Annotated in this window: 14 protein-coding genes; all 14 read left to right on the top strand. The window is 39.3% G+C overall.

The annotated features are described in order from the left end of the window. Nucleotides 1–63: 63 nt before the first annotated feature. Entirely contained in the window at nucleotides 64–627 is a 564-nt protein-coding gene (locus C5Q96_RS03215) for a LemA family protein (RefSeq protein WP_106056979.1), read from the top strand. Between the two features lie 168 nt (nucleotides 628–795). Continuing rightward, the gene (locus tag C5Q96_RS03210; protein ID WP_106056978.1) at nucleotides 796–1,710 is read left to right on the top strand and encodes a Ppx/GppA phosphatase family protein; all 915 of its coding nucleotides are present in this window, start codon (nucleotides 796–798) and stop codon (nucleotides 1,708–1,710) included. 14 nt (nucleotides 1,711–1,724) lie between these two features. Next, on the top strand, nucleotides 1,725–3,803 hold the full coding sequence (gene ppk1 / locus C5Q96_RS03205) for a polyphosphate kinase 1 (RefSeq protein WP_106056977.1): 2,079 nt from the start codon (nucleotides 1,725–1,727) through the stop codon (nucleotides 3,801–3,803). Next, nucleotides 3,800–4,708: a putative ABC transporter permease gene (locus C5Q96_RS03200; RefSeq protein WP_106056976.1), complete on the top strand. Its 909-nt coding sequence runs from the start codon at nucleotides 3,800–3,802 to the stop codon at nucleotides 4,706–4,708. The genes ppk1 and C5Q96_RS03200 overlap by 4 nt, the downstream gene beginning before the upstream one ends. A gap of 121 nt (nucleotides 4,709–4,829) precedes the next feature. Further along, on the top strand, nucleotides 4,830–7,958 hold the full coding sequence (gene ileS, locus C5Q96_RS03195; protein ID WP_106056975.1) for an isoleucine--tRNA ligase: 3,129 nt from the start codon (nucleotides 4,830–4,832) through the stop codon (nucleotides 7,956–7,958). A 14-nt stretch (nucleotides 7,959–7,972) separates the two neighbouring features. Further along, nucleotides 7,973–9,016, top strand: coding sequence for a 23S rRNA (adenine(2503)-C(2))-methyltransferase RlmN (gene rlmN / locus C5Q96_RS03190; protein WP_106056974.1), 1,044 nt, complete (start codon nucleotides 7,973–7,975; stop codon nucleotides 9,014–9,016). A gap of 228 nt (nucleotides 9,017–9,244) precedes the next feature. Next, nucleotides 9,245–10,279, top strand: coding sequence for a phosphate acyltransferase PlsX (gene plsX / locus C5Q96_RS03185; protein ID WP_106056973.1), 1,035 nt, complete (start codon nucleotides 9,245–9,247; stop codon nucleotides 10,277–10,279). A 56-nt stretch (nucleotides 10,280–10,335) separates the two neighbouring features. Then, a complete protein-coding gene (gene rnc, locus C5Q96_RS03180) occupies nucleotides 10,336–11,037 on the top strand; it encodes a ribonuclease III (protein ID WP_106056972.1) in 702 nt (233 codons plus the stop codon). Continuing rightward, nucleotides 11,019–14,585 (top strand): chromosome segregation protein SMC, encoded by a 3,567-nt coding sequence (smc, locus tag C5Q96_RS03175; RefSeq protein ID WP_158696669.1) that lies wholly within the window; start codon nucleotides 11,019–11,021, stop codon nucleotides 14,583–14,585. Before rnc ends, smc begins: the two co-directional genes overlap by 19 nt. A 34-nt stretch (nucleotides 14,586–14,619) precedes the next feature. Then, the gene (ftsY, locus tag C5Q96_RS03170) at nucleotides 14,620–15,516 is read left to right on the top strand and encodes a signal recognition particle-docking protein FtsY (RefSeq protein ID WP_106056970.1); all 897 of its coding nucleotides are present in this window, start codon (nucleotides 14,620–14,622) and stop codon (nucleotides 15,514–15,516) included. After that, nucleotides 15,509–16,828, top strand: coding sequence for a ribosome biogenesis GTPase Der (gene der / locus C5Q96_RS03165; protein ID WP_106056969.1), 1,320 nt, complete (start codon nucleotides 15,509–15,511; stop codon nucleotides 16,826–16,828). Before ftsY ends, der begins: the two co-directional genes overlap by 8 nt. After that, nucleotides 16,828–18,759, top strand: a complete 1,932-nt coding sequence (gene plsY / locus C5Q96_RS03160; protein WP_106056968.1) for a glycerol-3-phosphate 1-O-acyltransferase PlsY — start codon at nucleotides 16,828–16,830, stop codon at nucleotides 18,757–18,759. The genes der and plsY overlap by 1 nt, the downstream gene beginning before the upstream one ends. A 3-nt stretch (nucleotides 18,760–18,762) precedes the next feature. Further along, nucleotides 18,763–20,076, top strand: coding sequence for a tRNA (N6-isopentenyl adenosine(37)-C2)-methylthiotransferase MiaB (gene miaB / locus C5Q96_RS03155; protein WP_106056967.1), 1,314 nt, complete (start codon nucleotides 18,763–18,765; stop codon nucleotides 20,074–20,076). A 14-nt stretch (nucleotides 20,077–20,090) separates the two neighbouring features. Then, nucleotides 20,091–20,828, top strand: coding sequence for a site-2 protease family protein (locus tag C5Q96_RS03150; RefSeq protein WP_106056966.1), 738 nt, complete (start codon nucleotides 20,091–20,093; stop codon nucleotides 20,826–20,828). Nucleotides 20,829–20,906 lie beyond the last annotated feature (78 nt).

Here is a 20,906-nt window from a genome sequence, read left to right as displayed (position 1 = left end):
GCTAATATAACGAATCAATAGATATTAATAGTTATTACTTTTTAATAAAGAAGAGGTGTAAAAATGGTAATTTGGATAGTTTTAGCGGTGGTCGTACTTCTGCTACTATGGGTTATTGCTACATATAATGGCTTTGTAAAGCTAGCTGTAAACTGTGATGAAGCTTTCTCGACTATGGATGTGTATCTCAAGAAGAGATTTGACCTAATTCCTAATCTGGTTGAGACTGTAAAGGGTTATGCAGCTCATGAATCGGAGACACTCAAGGCTGTAACAGCAGCTAGATCTGCCGTTGGAAATTCCTCTACAACTGCTGAAAAGCTTGAGAATGAGAATATCCTATCTGGTACTTTAAGAAGCTTGTTTGCTGTTGCAGAGTCGTATCCAGATCTAAAGGCAAATGCGAACTTTATCGAGCTAATGGAGCAGCTAAAAGCAGTTGAGAATGATATCGCTAATTCTCGCAAGTACTACAATGCTGTTGTAAAGAAGTTCAACGTAAAATGCAGAGTATTTCCTTCAGCAATCATCGCAAGGATGTTCGGATATGAAGCGAAGCCAATGTTCGAAGTTTCGTCAGAAGCTGAACGTGAAAATGTGAAGGTAGATTTCGGAACAAGCAAGTAGTTATTGATCGAAGTTAATATCGTTCGGATACAGAGTGTGCATGGGTGCGCACTCTGTTTTATTGTTATTAAACAAAAAAACAAATTTTAAATTATGATTTTTGTTTATAAATACTATTAATTTTGTTAGAATGACTACGACTAATAAAACACGAAGGGTAATGTATATATGTACGTAATAATTGATATTGGTTCTAACACGATAAGAATGGCGGTTTATAACATAGGGAATGATAAGTCTTTCAGTCAGATTATGAGCAACAAGATTTCATGTGGAATTGCTGGATATATAAATGATAATGAGATGAGTGCAGAAGGAGTAGAAGTTATGATTGATGCACTCAAACAGTTTAGGATTGCAGTAGACGGAATGTCTAATGTCCTCGTATTTGCAATAGCTACTGCAAGCATAAGGGAACTTAAGAATAAAAAAGAAATTGTCGCACGCATCAAGGATGAAGTTGGATTTGAAGTAGATGTAATAACGGGTCAGGATGAGGCTAGATACGATTACTACGGCATAATGAAGGATATCGGAGATGCTACTGGAATGCTTACAGATTGTGGTGGAGGTAGCACAGAAATATCTATATTTACAGGGGATGAGATAATTTTTGCTGATACCATGCCTATAGGATCTCTCAATGCTTATCACCGACATGTAGCTGAGATATTTCCTACAAAAGAAGAGTTATCATCGATTAAGAAAGAAACTGAGAAGCTTCTTTTGAAGCTGCGTATTCCAAAAGATGTTAAAGCTTCACCTGGGCATGTATATGCGATTGGAGGTACTGTCAGGGCCACATGCAAGCTCGCAAATAAGCTTTTGGATAGGAGCAAGAGTACGGCTACACTTTCTGCAAGAGAGTATGACGAGCTGTTTGAACTATATTTTACTAATCAAAGGGACTTTATCAGAACGTTACTCAAAGTAAAGCCAGAGCGTGTTCAGTCGCTTGTCACAGGGATGTGTATACAGAAGACGATTATGGATAAACTAGGTTACGATGAAATAACTGTCTCCGAATCGGGAGTAAGAGAGGGATTTCTGATGAAAAAGCTGGAAGATTTGAATAATAATTAAAGTGAGGCGTATCGATGAGTGAGCTTTATCTTGAAGGGTTTACACAGAACCGAGATCTCTCGTGGCTTAAGTTTAACGAGAGAGTATTAAATGAAGCTGCAAATACCATGAATCCGATTCTTGAAAGAGTAAAATTTAGATTGATTTACGAAAAAAATTTAGCAGAATTTATACGGGTACGTATTGGTAGTTTGAACAATATTAGAAAGGTTGATTCGCTAACACGAGACACAATGTCCGGTCTTAATTCAGATGAGCAGATTCATTACATATGGCGTGAGATACGTACAATTAATGAAAAAGCTGAAATGATAACTGAACAGATATACAAAGAACTGAGAGAAATAGGTGTGCACTGCGGTTCTTATAAAGATTTAACGGAATCTGATTACGACTTTGTTGATGGGCAGTTTCTTATGAAGTTTTCATCGAGTTTTAAGCCGCAATTTGTTGATAAAAGCGATATTTCGGAAAACATAAAAGATAGTCATCAGTATATTCTTATTGATACTTCTGTAGATAATATCAGAAAACTGATGATAGTTGAAATTCCAGAGTCGCTTTTAAAAGGTGTAATTGTTCGCAATTCGTATGGTATTAATTTATTACTTCCTTTAGAGCTTATTAGATTGTATCTGAATAATATATGTTTCCCATTTGAACCAAAAGGGTTTATAGCTTTTACGGCTTTTAGAAATGCTGATATTGACTTTGAATATGACAATTTCAATCTTGGAACTGGCGCAATAGAACGAATAAAAAAGATGCTTGATAAGCGTGGAAATTCAGAGTTTGTAGGAGCATTTGCATATTCCGAATGTATTGATAATAGTCTCTATGATTGCTTGAAAGATATTCTTAAGCTTCCAAATGAGGAATTAGTTCTTTGTTCCAATATTCCGTCGTTAAGTCACCTAGGCTCCTTAAAGGAGCACCTATCAAGGCACATAGTTTTGAATAACTCATTTCCTGAATTACGTAAAACAAATTCTGAGAAAAAGGTTAGAGCCAATATTATAGATCTGATAATGGAAAGGGATTTGCTCGATGCATATCCTTATGATTCAATGGATAACTTGCTTGAACTTTTAAGAGAAGCTGCGAGCCATAGTAAAGTCAAAGAAATAAAAATCAGTATTTATAGAATGACCAGTCATCCTAGAATTATCGAATATTTGATAAAAGCTGCTAATAATGGTAAGCGTGTTAGAGTACTTATTGAACTCAGGGCTAGGTTTGACGAGGCCAATAACGTAGATTGGGCAAAAAAACTTAAAGATTCTGGATGTGAAGTATATTACGGAACTAAGCGATTTAAGTCGCATTTTAAGGCATGTCAGATTGTCTTTAAAAAGTCATTTAGTAAAATTGGAGAGCAAGAAATCATTACGCAGGTTGGAACCGGAAATTATAACGAAACTACAGCACACCAGTATACTGATTTTTCAATTCTAACATCAAACCGTATACTTGGTGAGGAGGTTTCAATTCTATTCGATAATGCCATCGATGGGATTATTGATAATCAATTTAGATATATAATTACATCACCTTCTTGTATGAGGAAGCGTCTTATTGAGTTAATTGAGCGTGAATGTGCAAAGGGATCTAAAGGAAGAATTTTTATAAAAGTAAATTCACTTTCAGACCGTTACATCGTAGAAAAGCTATCTGAGGCATCACAGGCTGGTGTTAAAGTTCGCATGATAGTTAGAGGAATTTGTACAATCCTGCCTGGTGTAGAAGAATACACCGATAATATTCAAATAATAAGCATTGTAGGTAGGTTCTTAGAGCATTCTCGCGTATATATATTCGGAAGTGGCTCAGATGAACGTGTGTATATTTCATCGGCGGATATTATGAACAGAAATATGGATAAACGTTTTGAGCTAGCTTTCCCTATAACAGATGAAACTTGTATTGCGAAGATAAAGTTAATTATGCGGATGAATATGATGGATAACGCCAGGGCTAAGTACTTTCTTTCAGATGGGAGATATGTTAATATCGCATCTAATGGTATAATGTTCGACAGTCAGGAGAGGCTCTTAAAGGAATTTGGAGGTCACAATCAAAGGGAGGGACAATGATAGCTGGATATATACTGACTGATATTGCAATATTTTTTCTTGTATATGCAGTAATCGGCTGGATTACAGAAGTTATTTATCAAGCAATCAGTAAAGGAATTGTCGTAAATAGAGGATTTTTAAATGGACCTATTTGTCCGATATACGGTTTTGGTTCGCTTTTTGTTATCCTTCTGGTAAAGGCGCTTGGATTAGACCATAGTTCATTTACTACAGATGTACAGGTGTTTCTCCTTGGTATGTTGCTATCCACAATGCTTGAGTTAGTCGGAGGATATGCGCTTTTAAAAATATTTCATGCTAGATGGTGGGATTATACTTCGAAACCATTTAATTATCATGGATATATTTGCCTAGAATTCAGCATTATATGGGGATTTGGAATTTTGGTTGTAGTGAGGCGAATACAGCCATTTGTTGAGGTAGTATTCGGGGGCCTGGGAACATCTACATTTGGGATAATATTGCTTCTTATAGCATATATTGCGTTTATTTCAGACTTCGCTGTTTCTGTACTTATCACGCTCGGACTTAACAAAAGGATTACGCGTCTTGATGATATGAAAAAATCGATGACTGAATTCAGTGACTTGCTCAGTACTAGAATAGGTGATGATGCCATAAATGCTAAGGGAAAGGTTGACGCTTATAGAGCCGAAAGCACCTCCTTCAACGCTGAAATTAGGGATGCAGCTGCAGAGAGAAGGGCTGAGGTTGCAAAGGAACTTGCAGATATGAAGAGAGACTATGAGCTTGCAAGAGAAGAATTTTATAAGAAGATGCGTAAGACTAAGTTCTTCGGGACTGGTAGAATTCTTAAATCTTACCCTGATCTAAGGATAGTCAATCACGGCGAAATCGTTGATAAAATCAAAGAAACTCTTAGGTATAAGACCAAATCATAGTATTTGTTTTTGGCTATATACATAGCGCTCGTTTATTGACAATTTGTGCTTTGGATAGTAAAATGAATAAATATTTTGTTTATATTAATAATAAATGATGTTAGAGGAAGGGATATTAAAAATGTTTGAAAACTTATCTGAGAAATCAGTAGCAGATATTCAAGAAGAACAGGTTCAGCATTGGTCTGACATAGATCTTCTGCATCTCTGCGTAAAGGAACGAGAGGGAGATCCTAGTTTCGTATTCTATGAGGGACCTCCAACAGCTAATGGTAAGCCTGGTATACACCATGTAATGGCGAGAACATTGAAGGATTCAATCAATAGATATAAGACGATGCAGGGATTTCAGGTTAAGCGTAAGGCTGGTTGGGATACTCATGGTCTTCCTGTTGAAATAGAGGTAGAGAAGCAACTTGGTATGTCCGGAAAGAACGATATCGAGAAGTACGGAATCAAGGAATTTAACGAAAAGTGTCGTGAGTCAGTATTTAAGTACACTAGTCTTTGGCGTGAAATGTCAGAGAAGATGGCGTATCTTGCTGATATGGATGATCCATACATCACGTATGACAACAACTATATCGAATCTGCTTGGTGGATTATAAAGAAGTTTTTTGATGCCGGGCTCATCTATGAGGGACACAAGGTTCTCCCTTACTGTGCAAGATGTGGAACCGGTCTTGCTTCTCATGAGGTAGCACAGGGGTACAAAGAAGATCCAGTTCTTACTGTAACCTGTAAGTTCAAGCGCAGAGATAGAGAAAATGAGTATTTCCTAGCTTGGACAACAACACCATGGACACTTCCTTCTAACATTTTAATTACAGTTGGTCCAGAGGTTGTATATGTAAGAGCTAAGATGCTTGAGGGCGAAGAAGAGGGAAATATCTTCTACGTTGCAAAGAACCTCGCAGACAAGGTCCTAGGTGAGGGCAAGTACGAAGTACTTGAAGAGATGACCGGCAAGGACCTAGAATATGTACCTTATGAACCCCTTTCAACGTTTGTATATGGAGAAGACCTTGATAATGTAAAAGGCTTTTATGTTGCAACTGCAGATTACGTTACTGTTGAAGATGGTACTGGCCTCGTACACACTGCATATGCATTTGGTGAAGATGACTATAATACTTGTCGCAAGTATGGTGTAGACTTTGCAGAGCCCGTAGATGAGAAGGGCTGCTTTACGACGACTCCATGGGAAGGTCGTTTTGTAATGGAAGAAGGTCTTGATGTTGAGATACTCAAGTATTTCGCTGCAGAGGATAAGGTGTTTGCAAAGCAAAAGATGGTTCACAATTATCCACATTGCTGGAGATGCGATACACCACTAGTTTACTATTCTAAGCCAGGTTGGTATATCGAGATGACTAAGCTTAGAGATAATTTAGTTGCTAATAACAATACTGTAAATTGGTATCCACCATACGTTGGAGAAAAACGTTTCGGTAACTGGATTGCAGACGTTAAAGACTGGAATATCTCTAGATCTAGATACTGGGGAACTCCAATTCCAATATGGAGATGTGAGTGCGGTCATCTTGAGAGTGCAGGAAGCCGTGCAGAACTTGCCGAAAAAGCTGTTGAGGATGTAAATCCTGATACAATCGAGCTTCATAGACCTTATGTAGACGACATTCACTTCAAGTGCCCATGCTGCGGCAAGACTATGGAGAGAATTCCTGAGGTTATGGACTGCTGGTTTGACTCAGGCGCTATGCCTTATGCACAGTGGCATTATCCATTCGAGAATGCGGATAGATTTGAGAAAGAATTGTTCCCAGCAGACTTTATCTGCGAAGGTATTGACCAGACTAGAGGATGGTTCTATTCATTGATGGCTATTTCAACATTTATTATGGATAGAGCACCATATAAGAATGTTCTTGTTAATGACCTTATCCTCGATGCAAAGGGTAAGAAGATGTCTAAGCATGTAGGAAATACTGTAGATCCATTCGATATGATGAGCAAGTATGGTGCAGACGTAATTCGCTGGTATCTCGTTTCCGTATCGCCTGCTTGGACTCCAACTAAGTTCGATGAAGAAGGTGTTAAAGACGTACAGAGCAAGTTCTTCGGAACACTTAGAAATATATATAATTTCTTTGTGCTATACTCCAATATGGATGACTTAGATCCAGCAAGTCTTGATGTTCCATATGAGAATAGACCTGAACTCGATAGATGGATCATTTCAAGATACAATAGACTCGTTGCTAATGTAACTGAGTATATGGACGAATATGATCACATGAAGACAGTAAGAGCTATCAACGATTTTGTCGTTGAAGACTTCTCAAACTGGTATATAAGAAGAGCTAGAAGAAGATTTTATGCGGAGGGAATGACTGACGATAAGAAGAGCGTATATGCTACAACATATGAAGTTCTTCTTGGTGTAATCAAGATGATTGCTCCGATTGCACCATTCATCTCAGATGAGATGTACGTTAAGCTAACCGGTGAAAAGACAGTTCATATCGCTCATTTCCCAACTTCAAACGGTAATCTAATCGATGAGAAGACTGAAGAGAGGATGGGGCTAGTAAAGACTCTAGTTAACCTCGGAAGAGGAACAAGAGAGAAGGAGAGACTCAAGGTTAGACAGCCTCTAAGCGAAGTGATTGTTGACGGTAAGTATGAAGAGCTAATCAGTGACCTTGTGCCTCTGATCACGGAGGAGCTCAACGTTAAGAACGTTGTGTTTGAGAATGATCTTGATAAGTATATGAACTTTGCTGTAAAGCCTGATTTCAAGGCTGCAGGACCAGTGCTTGGCAAGGATATAAAGGAATTTGCAGGAAAGCTAGCGAAGCTTGATGCGAAGGAACTCATCGCTGATGTTTCAGCTGGTCCTGTAAAGCTTGAACTAGGCGGAAAAGAATATGAAATCACAGAAGATTTCCTAGATGTAAGAATTTCAGCAAAGGATGGTTTCGTCGTAGGAATGGAAAACAATGTGTTCACTATTCTTGATACGACTCTAACCCCAGAGCTTGTTAACGAAGGATACGTTCGTGAGGTTATATCCAAGGTTCAGCAGCTGCGTAAACAGAATGACTTTGAGATGCTAGACCATATAACCATCAGTTTTGAAGCAGATGAAGAAGTAAAGGCAGCGGTTCTTGATGCGGCTGACCACATCAAGGAGGAGACACTTGCTGATTCATTAGTTGAGGCTTCGGGTCTAGAGAAGTTCGATATCAACGGACACAAGACTGGTCTTGCGGTTGCAAAGTGCTAAGAGATTTAAATATTATGAGTGAAGAGAATTACAACAAAACTTCTAAGCTCAATATCGCAGATTACGATCCCGACGAATTAGCCGGGGTCGTTTCTTCATGCGGAGATAAGCGATTTAGAGCAAAGCAGATATTTGGCTGGATTGCTAAGGGTGTAGAGTCCTTCGATGAAATGACTAACATTCCAGCAAAGCTTAGGACGGCTTTAGCTGAGAGATATTACATTGGACTTCCTGAGGCCATTTTGGTTCAGGAGTCTAAGAAGGATGGTACGAGAAAGTGTTTATTTGAATTTCGTGACGGAGCTAGAGTCGAATCCGTCTTTATGAAGTATAATTATGGAAATTCTATATGCATTAGCTCTCAAGTTGGTTGCCGCATGGGATGTACGTTCTGTGCTTCGACGCGTAATGGTCTTGAAAGATCCCTTACTGGCGGTGAGATGCTGGCGCAGGTTCTTAAAATGCGTAATATCACCGGAGAAGATATTGGACACGTTGTGATTATGGGAATTGGCGAGCCTTTTGATAACTATGACAACATATCAAAGTTCATAAAGCTTATTAATAGCAAGCAAGGATATAATCTCGGTATGAGAAACATTACTGTGTCTACATGTGGTCTGATTCCATTTATTGAAAAATTTGGTGAAGATTTTCCGCAAGTGAATCTTGCTGTTTCTCTTCACGCTCCTAATGATGAGATTCGCTGCCGTACGATGCCTGTAGCGAGGAGCTTTGAGTATTCAGAGCTCATGAAAGCATGTAGGAATTACACTGAGTCTACAAAGAGACGAATTACGTTCGAATATGCACTGATTGACGGTGTAAACGATGAGCCGGAGCATGCCCGTGAACTTGCAAGCCATTTGAAAGGCTGGCTTACACACGTGAATTTAATTCCTCTGAACGAAGTTTCTGGGACTGGATACAAGACATCACATAAGACTAACGTTAGAAGTTTTGCTTCACTATTAGAAGAGCAAGGGGTGGCAGTATCCGTCAGACGAACTCTTGGTACAGATATTGATGCTGCTTGTGGACAGTTAAGATTAAGATAATGACAATAGCAACTAAAAAGTGCTGCTCCATTATAGAGCAGTACTTTTTAGTTGTGATATTTCTTAGATGGCTTTAAATATCGCATGTTCTAGCGTTTTATGGTATAATAATGTGCTAATTTAAAGCTTGTTTTAAAAACGTATTACATAATACTGATATAAGCTTTCGTAATAGGCTATGAAATATGCGAAGACTAGCTTGCGTAGTTTACGAATCATGGAGGGACTATGAGAATACTAATCGATGGTATGGGCGGTGATCACGCTCCTCAGGAAATAGTAAAGGGTGCGATTCAGGCGGCAAGAGAGATTGACGATACAGTTGTAATCATCGGCGCTGAAGATTTAATAAAAGCAGAACTCGATGTTCAGAAATGGAATGGAAGTAACATAGAGGTCGTGAATGCGACAGAGGTCATAACAAATAACGAATCCCCAGCAATGGCGGTTCGCAAGAAAAAGGATTCGACCATTAATCGTGGAATGAAGATGGTCAAGGAAGGTGAAGCAGATGTCTTCATATCTGGAGGAAGTACAGGCGCACTTCTAGCAGCTGGACTCCTTGGACTTGGGCGAATCAAGGGAATAAAGAGACCTGCCATTGCAGCGTTTTTTCCACAGATAGGAAAAGACGATACCACCCTCTTGTTGGACTGCGGTGCTAACGTAGATTGCAGGCCTGAGTTTCTGTATCAATTCGGTGTGATGGGAAGCATTTTCGTACAGAACGTCAAAGGAAAGGAAAGCCCTGATGTTAGACTTCTCAATGTCGGTGCTGAGTCCGAGAAGGGCGATGAACTCCATAAGGAAGCATACGAACAGTTAGCTAATAGCTCGATTAATTTCCAGGGTAACATCGAAGGCCGAGAAGTTGTATCTGGTGTGTGCGATGTTGTAGTAGCTGATGGATTTTCAGGAAATATATTCCTTAAGAGTTCAGAAGGTCTTGCTTTATCAATTATGGGCAGACTCAAGGAAGTCCTTATGGGCGGAACTATCTCCAAGATAGCAGCGCTACTACTAGCAAAGCAGCTAAAGGGTATGAAGAAGGATTTCGATTATTCCGAAGAGGGCGGAGCTCCTATCTTAGGTCTAAAAGGCCCTGTTCTCAAAATTCATGGTAGCTCAAAAGCCTATGCTGTATATAACGCTATCCTCAAAGCTAGAGATTATGTAGAGTCAGATGTAACAGGTCAGATTGAGAAGGCAATTGCTGAAAGCGATGAGATCAGCAGCGGTGAGGCAGTTAAAACAGAGGCTTAATATATAGCTTTTGACAGATAAGATGTTAATGCTTCTAATTTATGGATGTTAGGTTTATGGACAGCTTAGAGAAGAAACTAGGATATAAATTTAATAATAGAAAGCTACTTGAGATAGCTCTCACACATAGTTCTTACGCATCCGAACATGGCAAAAGCTATGAGTTTAACAACGAGAGACTCGAGTTCCTTGGTGATGCTTTCCTCGATGCTATTGTCGGAAAAAAAGTCTTCGTTATCATGCAGGAGGCCAATGAAGGCGTTCTGTCAAAGACGAGGGCCGATGTAGTTTGTGAAAAATCTCTTGCTGATGTAGCTAAATCTCTGAATCTAGGAGATTATCTCAGACTAGGTAAAGGAGAGGAAAATGGGGGCGGAAGACAAAAGCCTTCAATTGTCGGCGATGCTGTAGAGGCTTTAATTGGTGCTATGATAATCGACGGCGGATATGAGAGAGCTGAGAGAATAGTTCTAGACTTATTCTCGGATAAGATTAGACTAGCAATCAAAGGAGAGCTGCATAAAGATTATAAGACTAAGCTACAGGAGAAGTTACAAGATCACATAAAAGGAGTTTGCATAGAATATAAGCTAGTGCGTGAGGAGGGTCCTGACCACAGAAAAGAATTCGTCACAGCCGTTTTGGCTAATGGTGAAGAACTTGGGCGTGGCATAGGAAAAAGTAAAAAGGAATCAGAGCAGGCGGCAGCATCAAATGCGCTTACGAAGGGAGATATAGCTTGTATTTTAAACGAATAGAGCTTCAGGGATTTAAATCGTTTGCAGATCCCGTGACCATAGACTTAAATGATGGAATAACATGCATTGTAGGACCTAACGGAAGTGGTAAGAGCAACATCAGTGATGCACTACGTTGGGTGCTTGGTGAGCAGAGCCCGAAATCACTTCGCGGCGGTAAGATGGATGATGTTATATTTGCCGGAACTGCGACCAGAAAGCCTAAGGGAATGGCCGAAGTTTCTCTTGTTATAGACAATTCACTGGGCATTTTGCCTCTTGAGTATAACGAAGTGCAGGTTACTCGTCGCATGTATAGATCTGGTGAGAGTGAATATCTTATAAATGGCAACCAGTGTAGACTGAGAGATATTAAAGAGCTTTTTATGGACACTGGAATAGGTGTTGACGGATATTCAATTATTGGACAGGGCAAGATTCAGGAAATTGTCAGCACTAAACCTGAGAATCGCAGAGAGATATTTGAGGAAGCTGCGGGGGTAGTTCTGTATAAGAGTAGAAAGGCTGAGGCTGAAAGGAAGCTTGCTTCCGCATCTGATAATCTCGAGCGAGTTAAGGATATTATTGCTGAAATTGAAGGCCGCATAGGAACGCTGAAGGATGAGTCTGAAAAGGCAAGTGAATATATCGTCCTCCGCGACAGATATAAGTACGTAGGTGTTAATATCATCATTCACAATATCGATGGTTTAATTCGCACTGTTGAAAATTCTCGCAATGAACTTATCGAGATGGAAAATCAGCTTAGAGCTATAGATGAGAGATCTGAAAACATTGAACTTAAGATTGAGGAAATAAGAGATAAGTCATCGATGCTTGATCAGGCATACGAGGAAGCGAATGCTGAGCTTCTAGAAAAGATTGATGAGCTCAATACTATTACGAGCCGCGGACAGGTCAATGAAGAAAAGATTCAAGGCATTGAACGTGAACTAACAAGACTCGAATCTGTCATCGAAGAGACGAAGAATAAACTTGAGGCAGAAAATAATAATTTTGCAGAACTAGAAGCAAATGAAAAATCATATAGAGCGGAGAAGGGGGAGGCTTTAGCTGCTCTTCAGAAAGCTGAAGCTGACTTCAATGAGAGTAAGAGAAAGCTGGAAGCTATTAATTCAGAGATTGAAAATAGTAAAGATGATATCATCAGCCTTAGCAACAAGAATATTACTAGAAAGGCAGATATATCAACTCTAGAGAATTATGTAACAACGCTCAATGACAGAAAAGAAAAACTGAGCGAAGAGTATAGTGGCAAAGACGAGACTGATGCAGAGAATGCCCGCCAGCTTAAACAGCTAGAAGAACAGTATAGAGAAGTAGAGAATAAGCAGAATGTTGCAGCAAGTCAGCTTAATGAGATTATTGCAAACATTAGATCGCTTGAAAATCAGACTAGCAATAATGCAAAACAGATAGAAGACCTCAGCAATAAGTACAATAGAACTCTTGCTCGTAAAAATACCATCGAAGAGATGGAGAGCAACTATGAGGGATATAACAATGCTGTTAGATTGCTGATGAAACAGCATACTGGGGGGATCATCGGTACAGTTTCAGATTTAATAAAAGTTCCGGCTGGGTATGAGGTTGCAACCGAAACTGCGCTTGGGGCGGCAATGCAAAACATCATATGTGATGATGATGCTTCGGCAAAATCTGCGGTAAGATGGCTAAAGGATAATAAGGCTGGGAGAGCAACGTTCCTACCACTATCATCTATTAGATATAACAAACAGTATCCAGAGCGCGAGATTGAGAATGCTCCTGGATATCTTGGAGTTGCATCTGAGATTGTTAAAGCGGAAGATAAATACCACAGTATTCTCGAGTATTTGCTAGGACGCGTTATATTTACTAGCAATATGGATGATGCAGTTAGAATATCTAAGATGACTAGCAAGGGCTACAGGATTGTTACTACAGACGGTGAAGTTATCAACTCTAGTGGTGCAATTACAGGTGGAAAATTTAAAAATAAGTCTGCAAATATACTCGAACGCAAAAATGAAATTAAGGAACTTAGTGAGGCTGCTCTAAAGCATAGAGAACAGATAACTGCACTTAGAGAAGAAATCACAGCTGCTAATGTTAAAATTGCAGAGCTCAAAGAATCTAGAGGAAAGGCATATGATGAGCTCCAGCAGATAGAAGTTGACAAAGGTGTAATCGCAAGTGAACTTGAGAGAATCAAAAAGCTGACAGATGATGCCGGTGCACACAAAGACCTTTATGCAAGTGAACTCGATACTCTTAATGGAGATATAGAGAGAGCCACTGATATGGTTACGAAGCATAGAGCTGAAATAGCAGATGCTGAAGCAGAAATCACTAGACTCAATAATCATATTGAGGAGCTCATGGGAGAGGCTGAGAAGTACGACGATCGCGTTAATAAGCTTCGTGAGATAACACTAGAAAATAAACTTCAGTTAAGTGAGCAGGATGCGAGAATTCTCGGTCTAAACGAATTGATCGAACGAGTTAGAGACACCATTACAGACCTTGAAAATGAGCTGGAGGAGGCTGCAGAAGCACATGAAGAGCTTAAGGAAAAGCATCATATGCTTACCAGTAGCGATGCCGAATCAAGTGAGAAAATTTTACAGCTTACTGAATTTAAGCAAAACCTCGAAGAGCGAATCAAGGGACTAGGCGAATCTATCGACGATAATAAGGCAGCTTACGAAGAGGCTATTAAGGATCAAAAGAAACTTGCAAATGAACTAAATGAACTACAAGATGCTAAGTACAAGCTTGAGGTTAAGAGCGCCAAGAGCGAAACACTGCTCGATACGCAGAAGGATAAGCTATGGGATGAATTCGAAGTTTCATTCGCGGAGGCACAGGATATCAGAGACGATGATTTTGGTATCACTGCTGGTAATAAAGAAGCCAAGGAGATCAAGCTTCGTATGGCTGAACTAGGCGATGTAAATATATCCTCTATTGAGGAGTATAAGTCGGTAAGCAAGAGATATGAGTTTATGACGGCACAGGAAAACGATATTTCTACAGCTATGAAGGAGCTCAGGTCAATTATTACCAATATGGAGCGCAATATAAGGGATAAGTTCAAAGAGAATTTCGATAAGGTGGTCATTAACTTTGAGCACAGCTTTAGAGAATTATTCGGAGGTGGTCACGCTGAACTTAGACTTGAAGATGAAAGCGATCCTCTTTCATCGGGCATTGAGATTATCGCACAGCCACCGGGCAAGAAGCTCAAGAATATCAATTTGATGTCAGGTGGAGAGAAGACTCTGACAGCGATTGCGCTGATGTTTGCTGTAATTAAGGCTAAACCAACGCCTTTCTGTATTCTCGATGAGGTAGAGGCAGCGCTTGATGAGGCGAATATCGAGAGATTCTCAAGTTATCTTAAACGCTTTGAAGACGTTCAGTTTGCACTCATAACTCACCACAAAGCAACTATGGAGCATGCAGATGTGCTCTACGGGGTAACAATGCCAGAGCAAGGGATCTCCAGAGTGCTTTCACTTAAGTTTGAAGACGGATTTGATCCAAGCGAGTATTCGAACGAATAGATAACTTGTACAGCTTTAGCTGGAAAGGATAAAGATGGGACTTTTTAAAGATAAAAGCACATTTCGAAAATTTACGGAAAAGGTTACCAATGTAATCGTCGGTAACCCAAACATCGATGAGGAATTTTATGAGGAACTCGAGGAGTCACTTGTAATATCCGATATCGGTATTGAAACGACAGATAAAATAATGGATATGCTAAGGAAGCGTATTAACGCAAAGTATCTTACCAAGCCGGAAGATATCAAGCGAGCACTTGCAGATGTTATAGCCGAAATCGTTGATAAAGGTGATAGAAATAAACTTTCAAGTGATTATCCACTCGTTATTCTGATGATAGGTATTAATGGTGGGGGTAAGACTACATCTATAGGTAAGCTGGCAAATATGTTTAAAGAACGCGGTCACAGTGTTCTGCTTGCAGCTGCGGACACATTTCGTGCAGCGGCCGCAGATCAGCTTGTAGAGTGGGGAAACCGTTCAGGAGTTCGAGTCATTAGACATGAAGAAGGGACTGACCCAGCCGCAGTAATATATGATGCCGTACAGTCTGCAAGGGCAAATGATATAGATGTCCTAATATGCGATACCGCAGGCAGGCTTCAGAATAAGACCAACCTTATGAAGGAACTCGAGAAGATGGATAAAATCATCAGCCGTGAGTATCCAGAGGCTTCGAGGGAGACGCTGATAGTGCTTGATTCGACCACTGGTAAGAATGCAATCAGCCAAGCTAAAGAATTTTCAGAAATCGCAGATATCACTGGCATAGTTCTTACAAAGCTTGATGGAACAGCTAGAGGAGGAATTTCTATTACTGTAACTGATGAATATAATCTTCCGATCAAGTTCATAGGAGTAGGTGAGGGAATTCACGACCTAAAGGAATTTGACCCAAAGGAATTTGCAGGAGGTATTTTCGATGAGTAAACCTATACTCGCAGTTGTAGGTAGACCTAACGTAGGAAAATCTACATTCTTTAATAGAATAATTGGAGAAAGAAAAGCCATCGTTCAGGATACCCCGGGAGTTACTCGCGACAGAATCTACGCAGAGACTGAATGGAACGGCAGGGAGTTCGCTATTGTCGATACAGGTGGTATCGAGGCTAATACGAGCGATGTAATCCTCTCTCAGATGAGAGAGCAGGCTGTGACTGCGATGGAACTTGCAGATGTTATTGTGTTTATGGTAGATGGCAAAGAAGGTCTGACTTCGGCAGACCATGACGTTGCTGATATTTTACGTAGAACCGGCAAGGAAATAATTCTTGTAGTCAATAAGGTCGATAATCCAACCAAGTATGGCGATAATATTTATGATTTCTATGAACTCGGATTAGGGGAGCCTATTGCAATCAGCTCTGTCAATATGCTCAACATCGGGGACTTGCTAGATGCAATAGTTGCAGGCTTTCCAGATGAAATATATGGGTATGAAGAATCGACTAAAATTGCTATCATAGGAAAGCCAAACGTGGGAAAATCTTCCCTAGTAAATGCACTCACTAACGAGAAGCGCGTAATCGTCTCGCCAATTGCTGGAACTACTCGTGACTCTATAGACACGCCATTTACTTATAAAGACAGGGAATATACACTTATTGACACAGCAGGACTCAGACGTAAGAGCAAGGTAAACGACTCCATTGAACACTTCAGTGTTATCAGAGCCGTTACGGCTGTCGAAAGATGCGACATATGCATCATGATGATTGATGCTATGGAAGGACTTACTGAACAGGATAAGAAAATTCTTGGCATTGCTCATGAAGCCGGTAAGGGTCTGATGATAGTGGTTAACAAGTGGGATCTCGTTGCAAAAGAAACAAATACTATGCGAGACTATGAACGAACACTCAGAGCAGATCTACAGTTCGTATCATATGCACCTATAATATTTACATCTGTACTAGAGAAAAAAAGAATATTTGATATTATAGACAAGGCTTCCAAGATTGAGGAAATCAGGTCTAGGAGAATAACGACAGGAAAGCTAAACAGCATTATTGAAGATGCTGTAATGATGAGACAGCCACCTTCAGATAAAGGTAAACGTCTCAAGATTTATTATGCTAGCCAGATAGGTTCAAGACCACCGCTATTTTCATTCAATATAAATTCACGAGAGCTGATGCACTTCTCTTATTCGAGATACCTCGAGAACAAGCTCCGTGAAGCGTATGATTTTGAAGGAACACCTATCAAATTCTTATTTAATGAGAAAAAGGGAGATCAGTAATGAAATATTTACCGCTTATAATCATGGTAACTTTTGCATATCTTATCGGTAATATATCCCCAGCAACATTAATAGGCCGATTCTACGGAATAGACATCAAAAAGTCTGGAAGTGGAAATGCCGGAACAACTAATGTACTAAGGGTTCTGGGGACTAAAGCAGCAATATGCACATTGCTGATAGATGTGTTTAAGGGATTTATAGCAGTTCATATTGCACAGGGTAGATTTAATAATCTTGGAGCAATGCTTGCATTTGCTGCCGTGGTTATCGGACATATCTATCCAGTCGTATTTAAATTCAAGGGAGGCAAAGGAGTTGCAACTTTTCTAGGAGCAGCTATGGCTTTAAATTGGCCTAGTATGTTTGCAGCAGCATTAATAGCTGTTGTTGTAGCAGCGGCATCGAAAAAGATGTCACTTGGGTCAATAACTGCAGCGATGATATATCCGTTTCTGATGCTTTATTACTACCCAAAAGCATTACCGATTGCAATCATAATGACATTTATAATCTTATTCACTCATCGTGGGAATATTAAGAGGCTGATGAAAGGTGAAGAGAAGGAATTAAGCATCGGTTCAAAAATTAAAGAGAAACTAAGAGAGCAGCTAGATGAATCAGAGAATATTAATAAAATAGATACTGCTAATATCTCTGATTCATCTGGAAAATCTGCTATCAATAAAAAGATTTCCAACGCATCTGAATCTGAAAATAGTCTCAAACATGAAGATAATGAAGAACAGACAAATGTGAAAAGCGATAGTGGTACAGATGAACGGGCCAACGATGAAAAAGATGATATGATGATCATTGGTTCAGATAATGAACTTGTGAGTGAAGCAACCGCTATAGAACACACTAAAATTAAGGTATCAGATAAACCAATTGATTATTATAAGGATGTTGATATTCCGCACTTAAAAACAGAAGATAAGAGGGTAGTATCAGTAATTGGAAATGGAAGTTTTGGTACTGCTATTGCTAATGTAATAGCACATAACGGACACCGTGTAACGATATATGGTCGTAATAAAGAAGATATAAATAATACGCGTGAAAGTAGGGTAAATGAAAAGTATTTACCAGGGGCTTTGCTTTATGACAAGATTAGGTTTACTTCTAATATTAGAACTGCTGTCGGTAAGCGAGATATAATTATATTTGCTATTCCAGCGCAGCAATTCGGTGCTTTCCTCGAGAAGAATGCAAAGTATATAGATAAAAATGCTATCATTGTTAACTTAGCAAAAGGAATAGAGAATAAGTCTCTTAAGACTATGTCCCAAATTGCTAAGAAATTTATTAAAAATAAATATGTTGCTGTTTCTGGGCCTTCGCATGCGGAGGAGATTGTTCGTAATTACCCGACCACTGTTGTAGCAGCATCGGAAGATGAGAAGGCTGCTAAAGAGATTCAGAATATAATGATGAGCAAAACCTTTAGGGTATATACCACTAACGATATAATCGGGGTAGAACTTGGCGGGGCCCTAAAAAATGTAATCGCTTTGGGCACTGGGATCACAGATGGCATGAATTTTGGTGATAATTCCAAAGCTGCACTCATGACTAGAGGAATTCACGAGATATCAAGACTTGGTGAAACTATGGGCGCAAACAGTGAGACTTTCTCCGGCCTTTCGGGAATCGGAGATCTAATGGTAACATGTTCTTCTGATTTATCAAGAAATAGAAGATGTGGTCTTTTAATTGGTGGCGGCATGACACCAGAAGAAGCAGTTGCAGAAATTAAAACCACTGTAGAAGGAATTTATACAGTAGAAGCGGCAAGCAAATTGGCTAAAAAGCTCAAGGTTGACATGCCTATTACGAATGCTATAAAAGAAGTAATCGATGGTAAACTAAACCCACGAGATGCTGTCGAGATGCTCATGAATAGAGATAGGAAGCAAGAGAACAAATAATAGATGAAGAGATATCATATTATAACATTCGGATGTCAAATGAATGAACATGATTCCGAGAATATCGCGGGAATGCTCGAAAGTATGGGATATGTTCTAGCAGACGACCCTTTTAAAGCAGAAGTTGTAGTACTTAATACGTGCAGTGTTCGCGAACATGCTGATAAGAGATTTTATGGAATGCTGGGGCAGTTTAAAAAAAGACGTGATGAGAATAAGGATACAAGAATTGTGTGTGTCTGCGGATGTATGCCGCAGCAACCACGTGTTCAAGATGAGATAAAAAAGAGCTTTTCATGGGTAGATGTAGTATTCGGTACGCAGACTATTGGTGATTTTCCTAGACTTCTCAATGATAGAATATCAACAGGCAAAAAACAGTTTTCTATTACCGCAAATAATTCTATCGTGCCAGACGAAAAGGAATCAAAGAGGCTTCATAAGCACAAGGCTCTTGTTAATATAACATATGGATGCAACAACTTCTGCACTTACTGCATAGTCCCTTATACACGAGGAAGAGAGAAGAGTCGCTCTCTTGAAGATGTAGTGTGTGAGGTGAAAAAACTGGTTGCTGATGGAGCAATTGAAGTTATGCTCCTTGGACAAAATGTTAATTCATTTATTGATGACAAGGGGAATACTTTTCCGACTCTTGTAAGAGCGATTAATGACATAGAAGGACTTGAGCGAATTAGATTTATGACTTCTAATCCTAAGGATTTATCAGATGAGCTGATAGAATGTTATAGGACATGCGAAAAACTATGTAAACATATACATCTACCTGTACAATCAGGTAGTAGCTCAGTACTGAAACGCATGAATAGACGATACGATAGAGAGAAGTATATCGATATCATAAATAAGCTTAAGTCAGCATGTCCAGATATTGCAATTACTACGGATATCATCGTAGGATTCCCAGGAGAGACAGAGGCGGAGTTTGAGGACACATTATCGTTGGTAGAATACGTGAAATACGATTCAGCTTTCACGTTTATCTACTCGCCACGAGAAGGGACACCTGCTGCTGGATTTTCAGACCAGATACCATACGATATTAAGCACGAGAGATTTGAACGACTAAATGAAGTTGTAAATAAGTATTCGCTTGAGAAGAATGAACGACTTTCAGACAAAACTGTCAAGGTGCTTATTGACGGCTCCAGCCGCAAGGATGATAAATCATATTCTGGAAGGACAGATGGGTTTAAACTCGTAAATGTCTCTTCAGGGAGAGATATTACTGGTCAGCTTGTAGATGTTAGAATTACTGAATGTAAAACATTCAGTATCGATGGAGTACTTGCATAAAATAGGATGATGATATGAGAGATAATTTAAAAAATTTACTTCGCTCTGGACCAGGAATTATATTAATTCTACTATTGATTACGAATTTCCTGGATGGAGGATTAAGCAATCCAAAGACATACTTCTTTGACATGCTTCTAACCTTACCGGGGATTATAGTTGGGTTATCATTTCACGAATTTGCACATGCTTTTGCATCTAATGCATTTGGTGATCCGACACCAAGGATGCAAGGAAGATTGACTGTTAATCCTGTAAAACATATTGACCCATTTGGGTTTGCAGCACTGATATTCTGTGGATTTGGATGGGGTATACCCGTTCAGATTGATAATCGATATTATAAGCACCCTAGGCTAAATGAGTTTATAGTCTCTATCGCAGGCGTATCTATGAATTTTATTATCGCAATAGTTTTTGCTTTTATAACTAGGTTTTCTATTAACATGTGGGGCAGAGAGGCCATACTAGAAGATTCATTTCAAGGAATCATAACAAAAATATTTTTATATGTAGTAATGGTCAATATAACACTGATGGTATTTAACCTGATTCCAGTGCCTCCACTTGATGGATTTGGATTAGTTACAGAACTATTTAATCTACGCAAAACAAGTTGGTACTCTACTGTGTACCAGTATGGAGGTATTATCTTACTGTTAATGTTACTCTTTGGTCTTGTAAGTAAGATACTTCATCCATTAACTAGTGGCATATATTCGGCTATACTTAACGGTATTATCTTGTCCTAATCATTGGTATATAAGAATAAAGCTGCGTATGATAAAAAATAAGCTTAAATCCGCATCTTCACATAATCATCACGTTAA

The organism is Mogibacterium diversum (assembly GCF_002998925.1).
Classification (GTDB): domain Bacteria; phylum Bacillota; class Clostridia; order Peptostreptococcales; family Anaerovoracaceae; genus Mogibacterium; species Mogibacterium diversum.
Note: the sequence above shows the minus strand (reverse complement) of the source record. Positions and strands in the feature narration are given on the sequence as shown.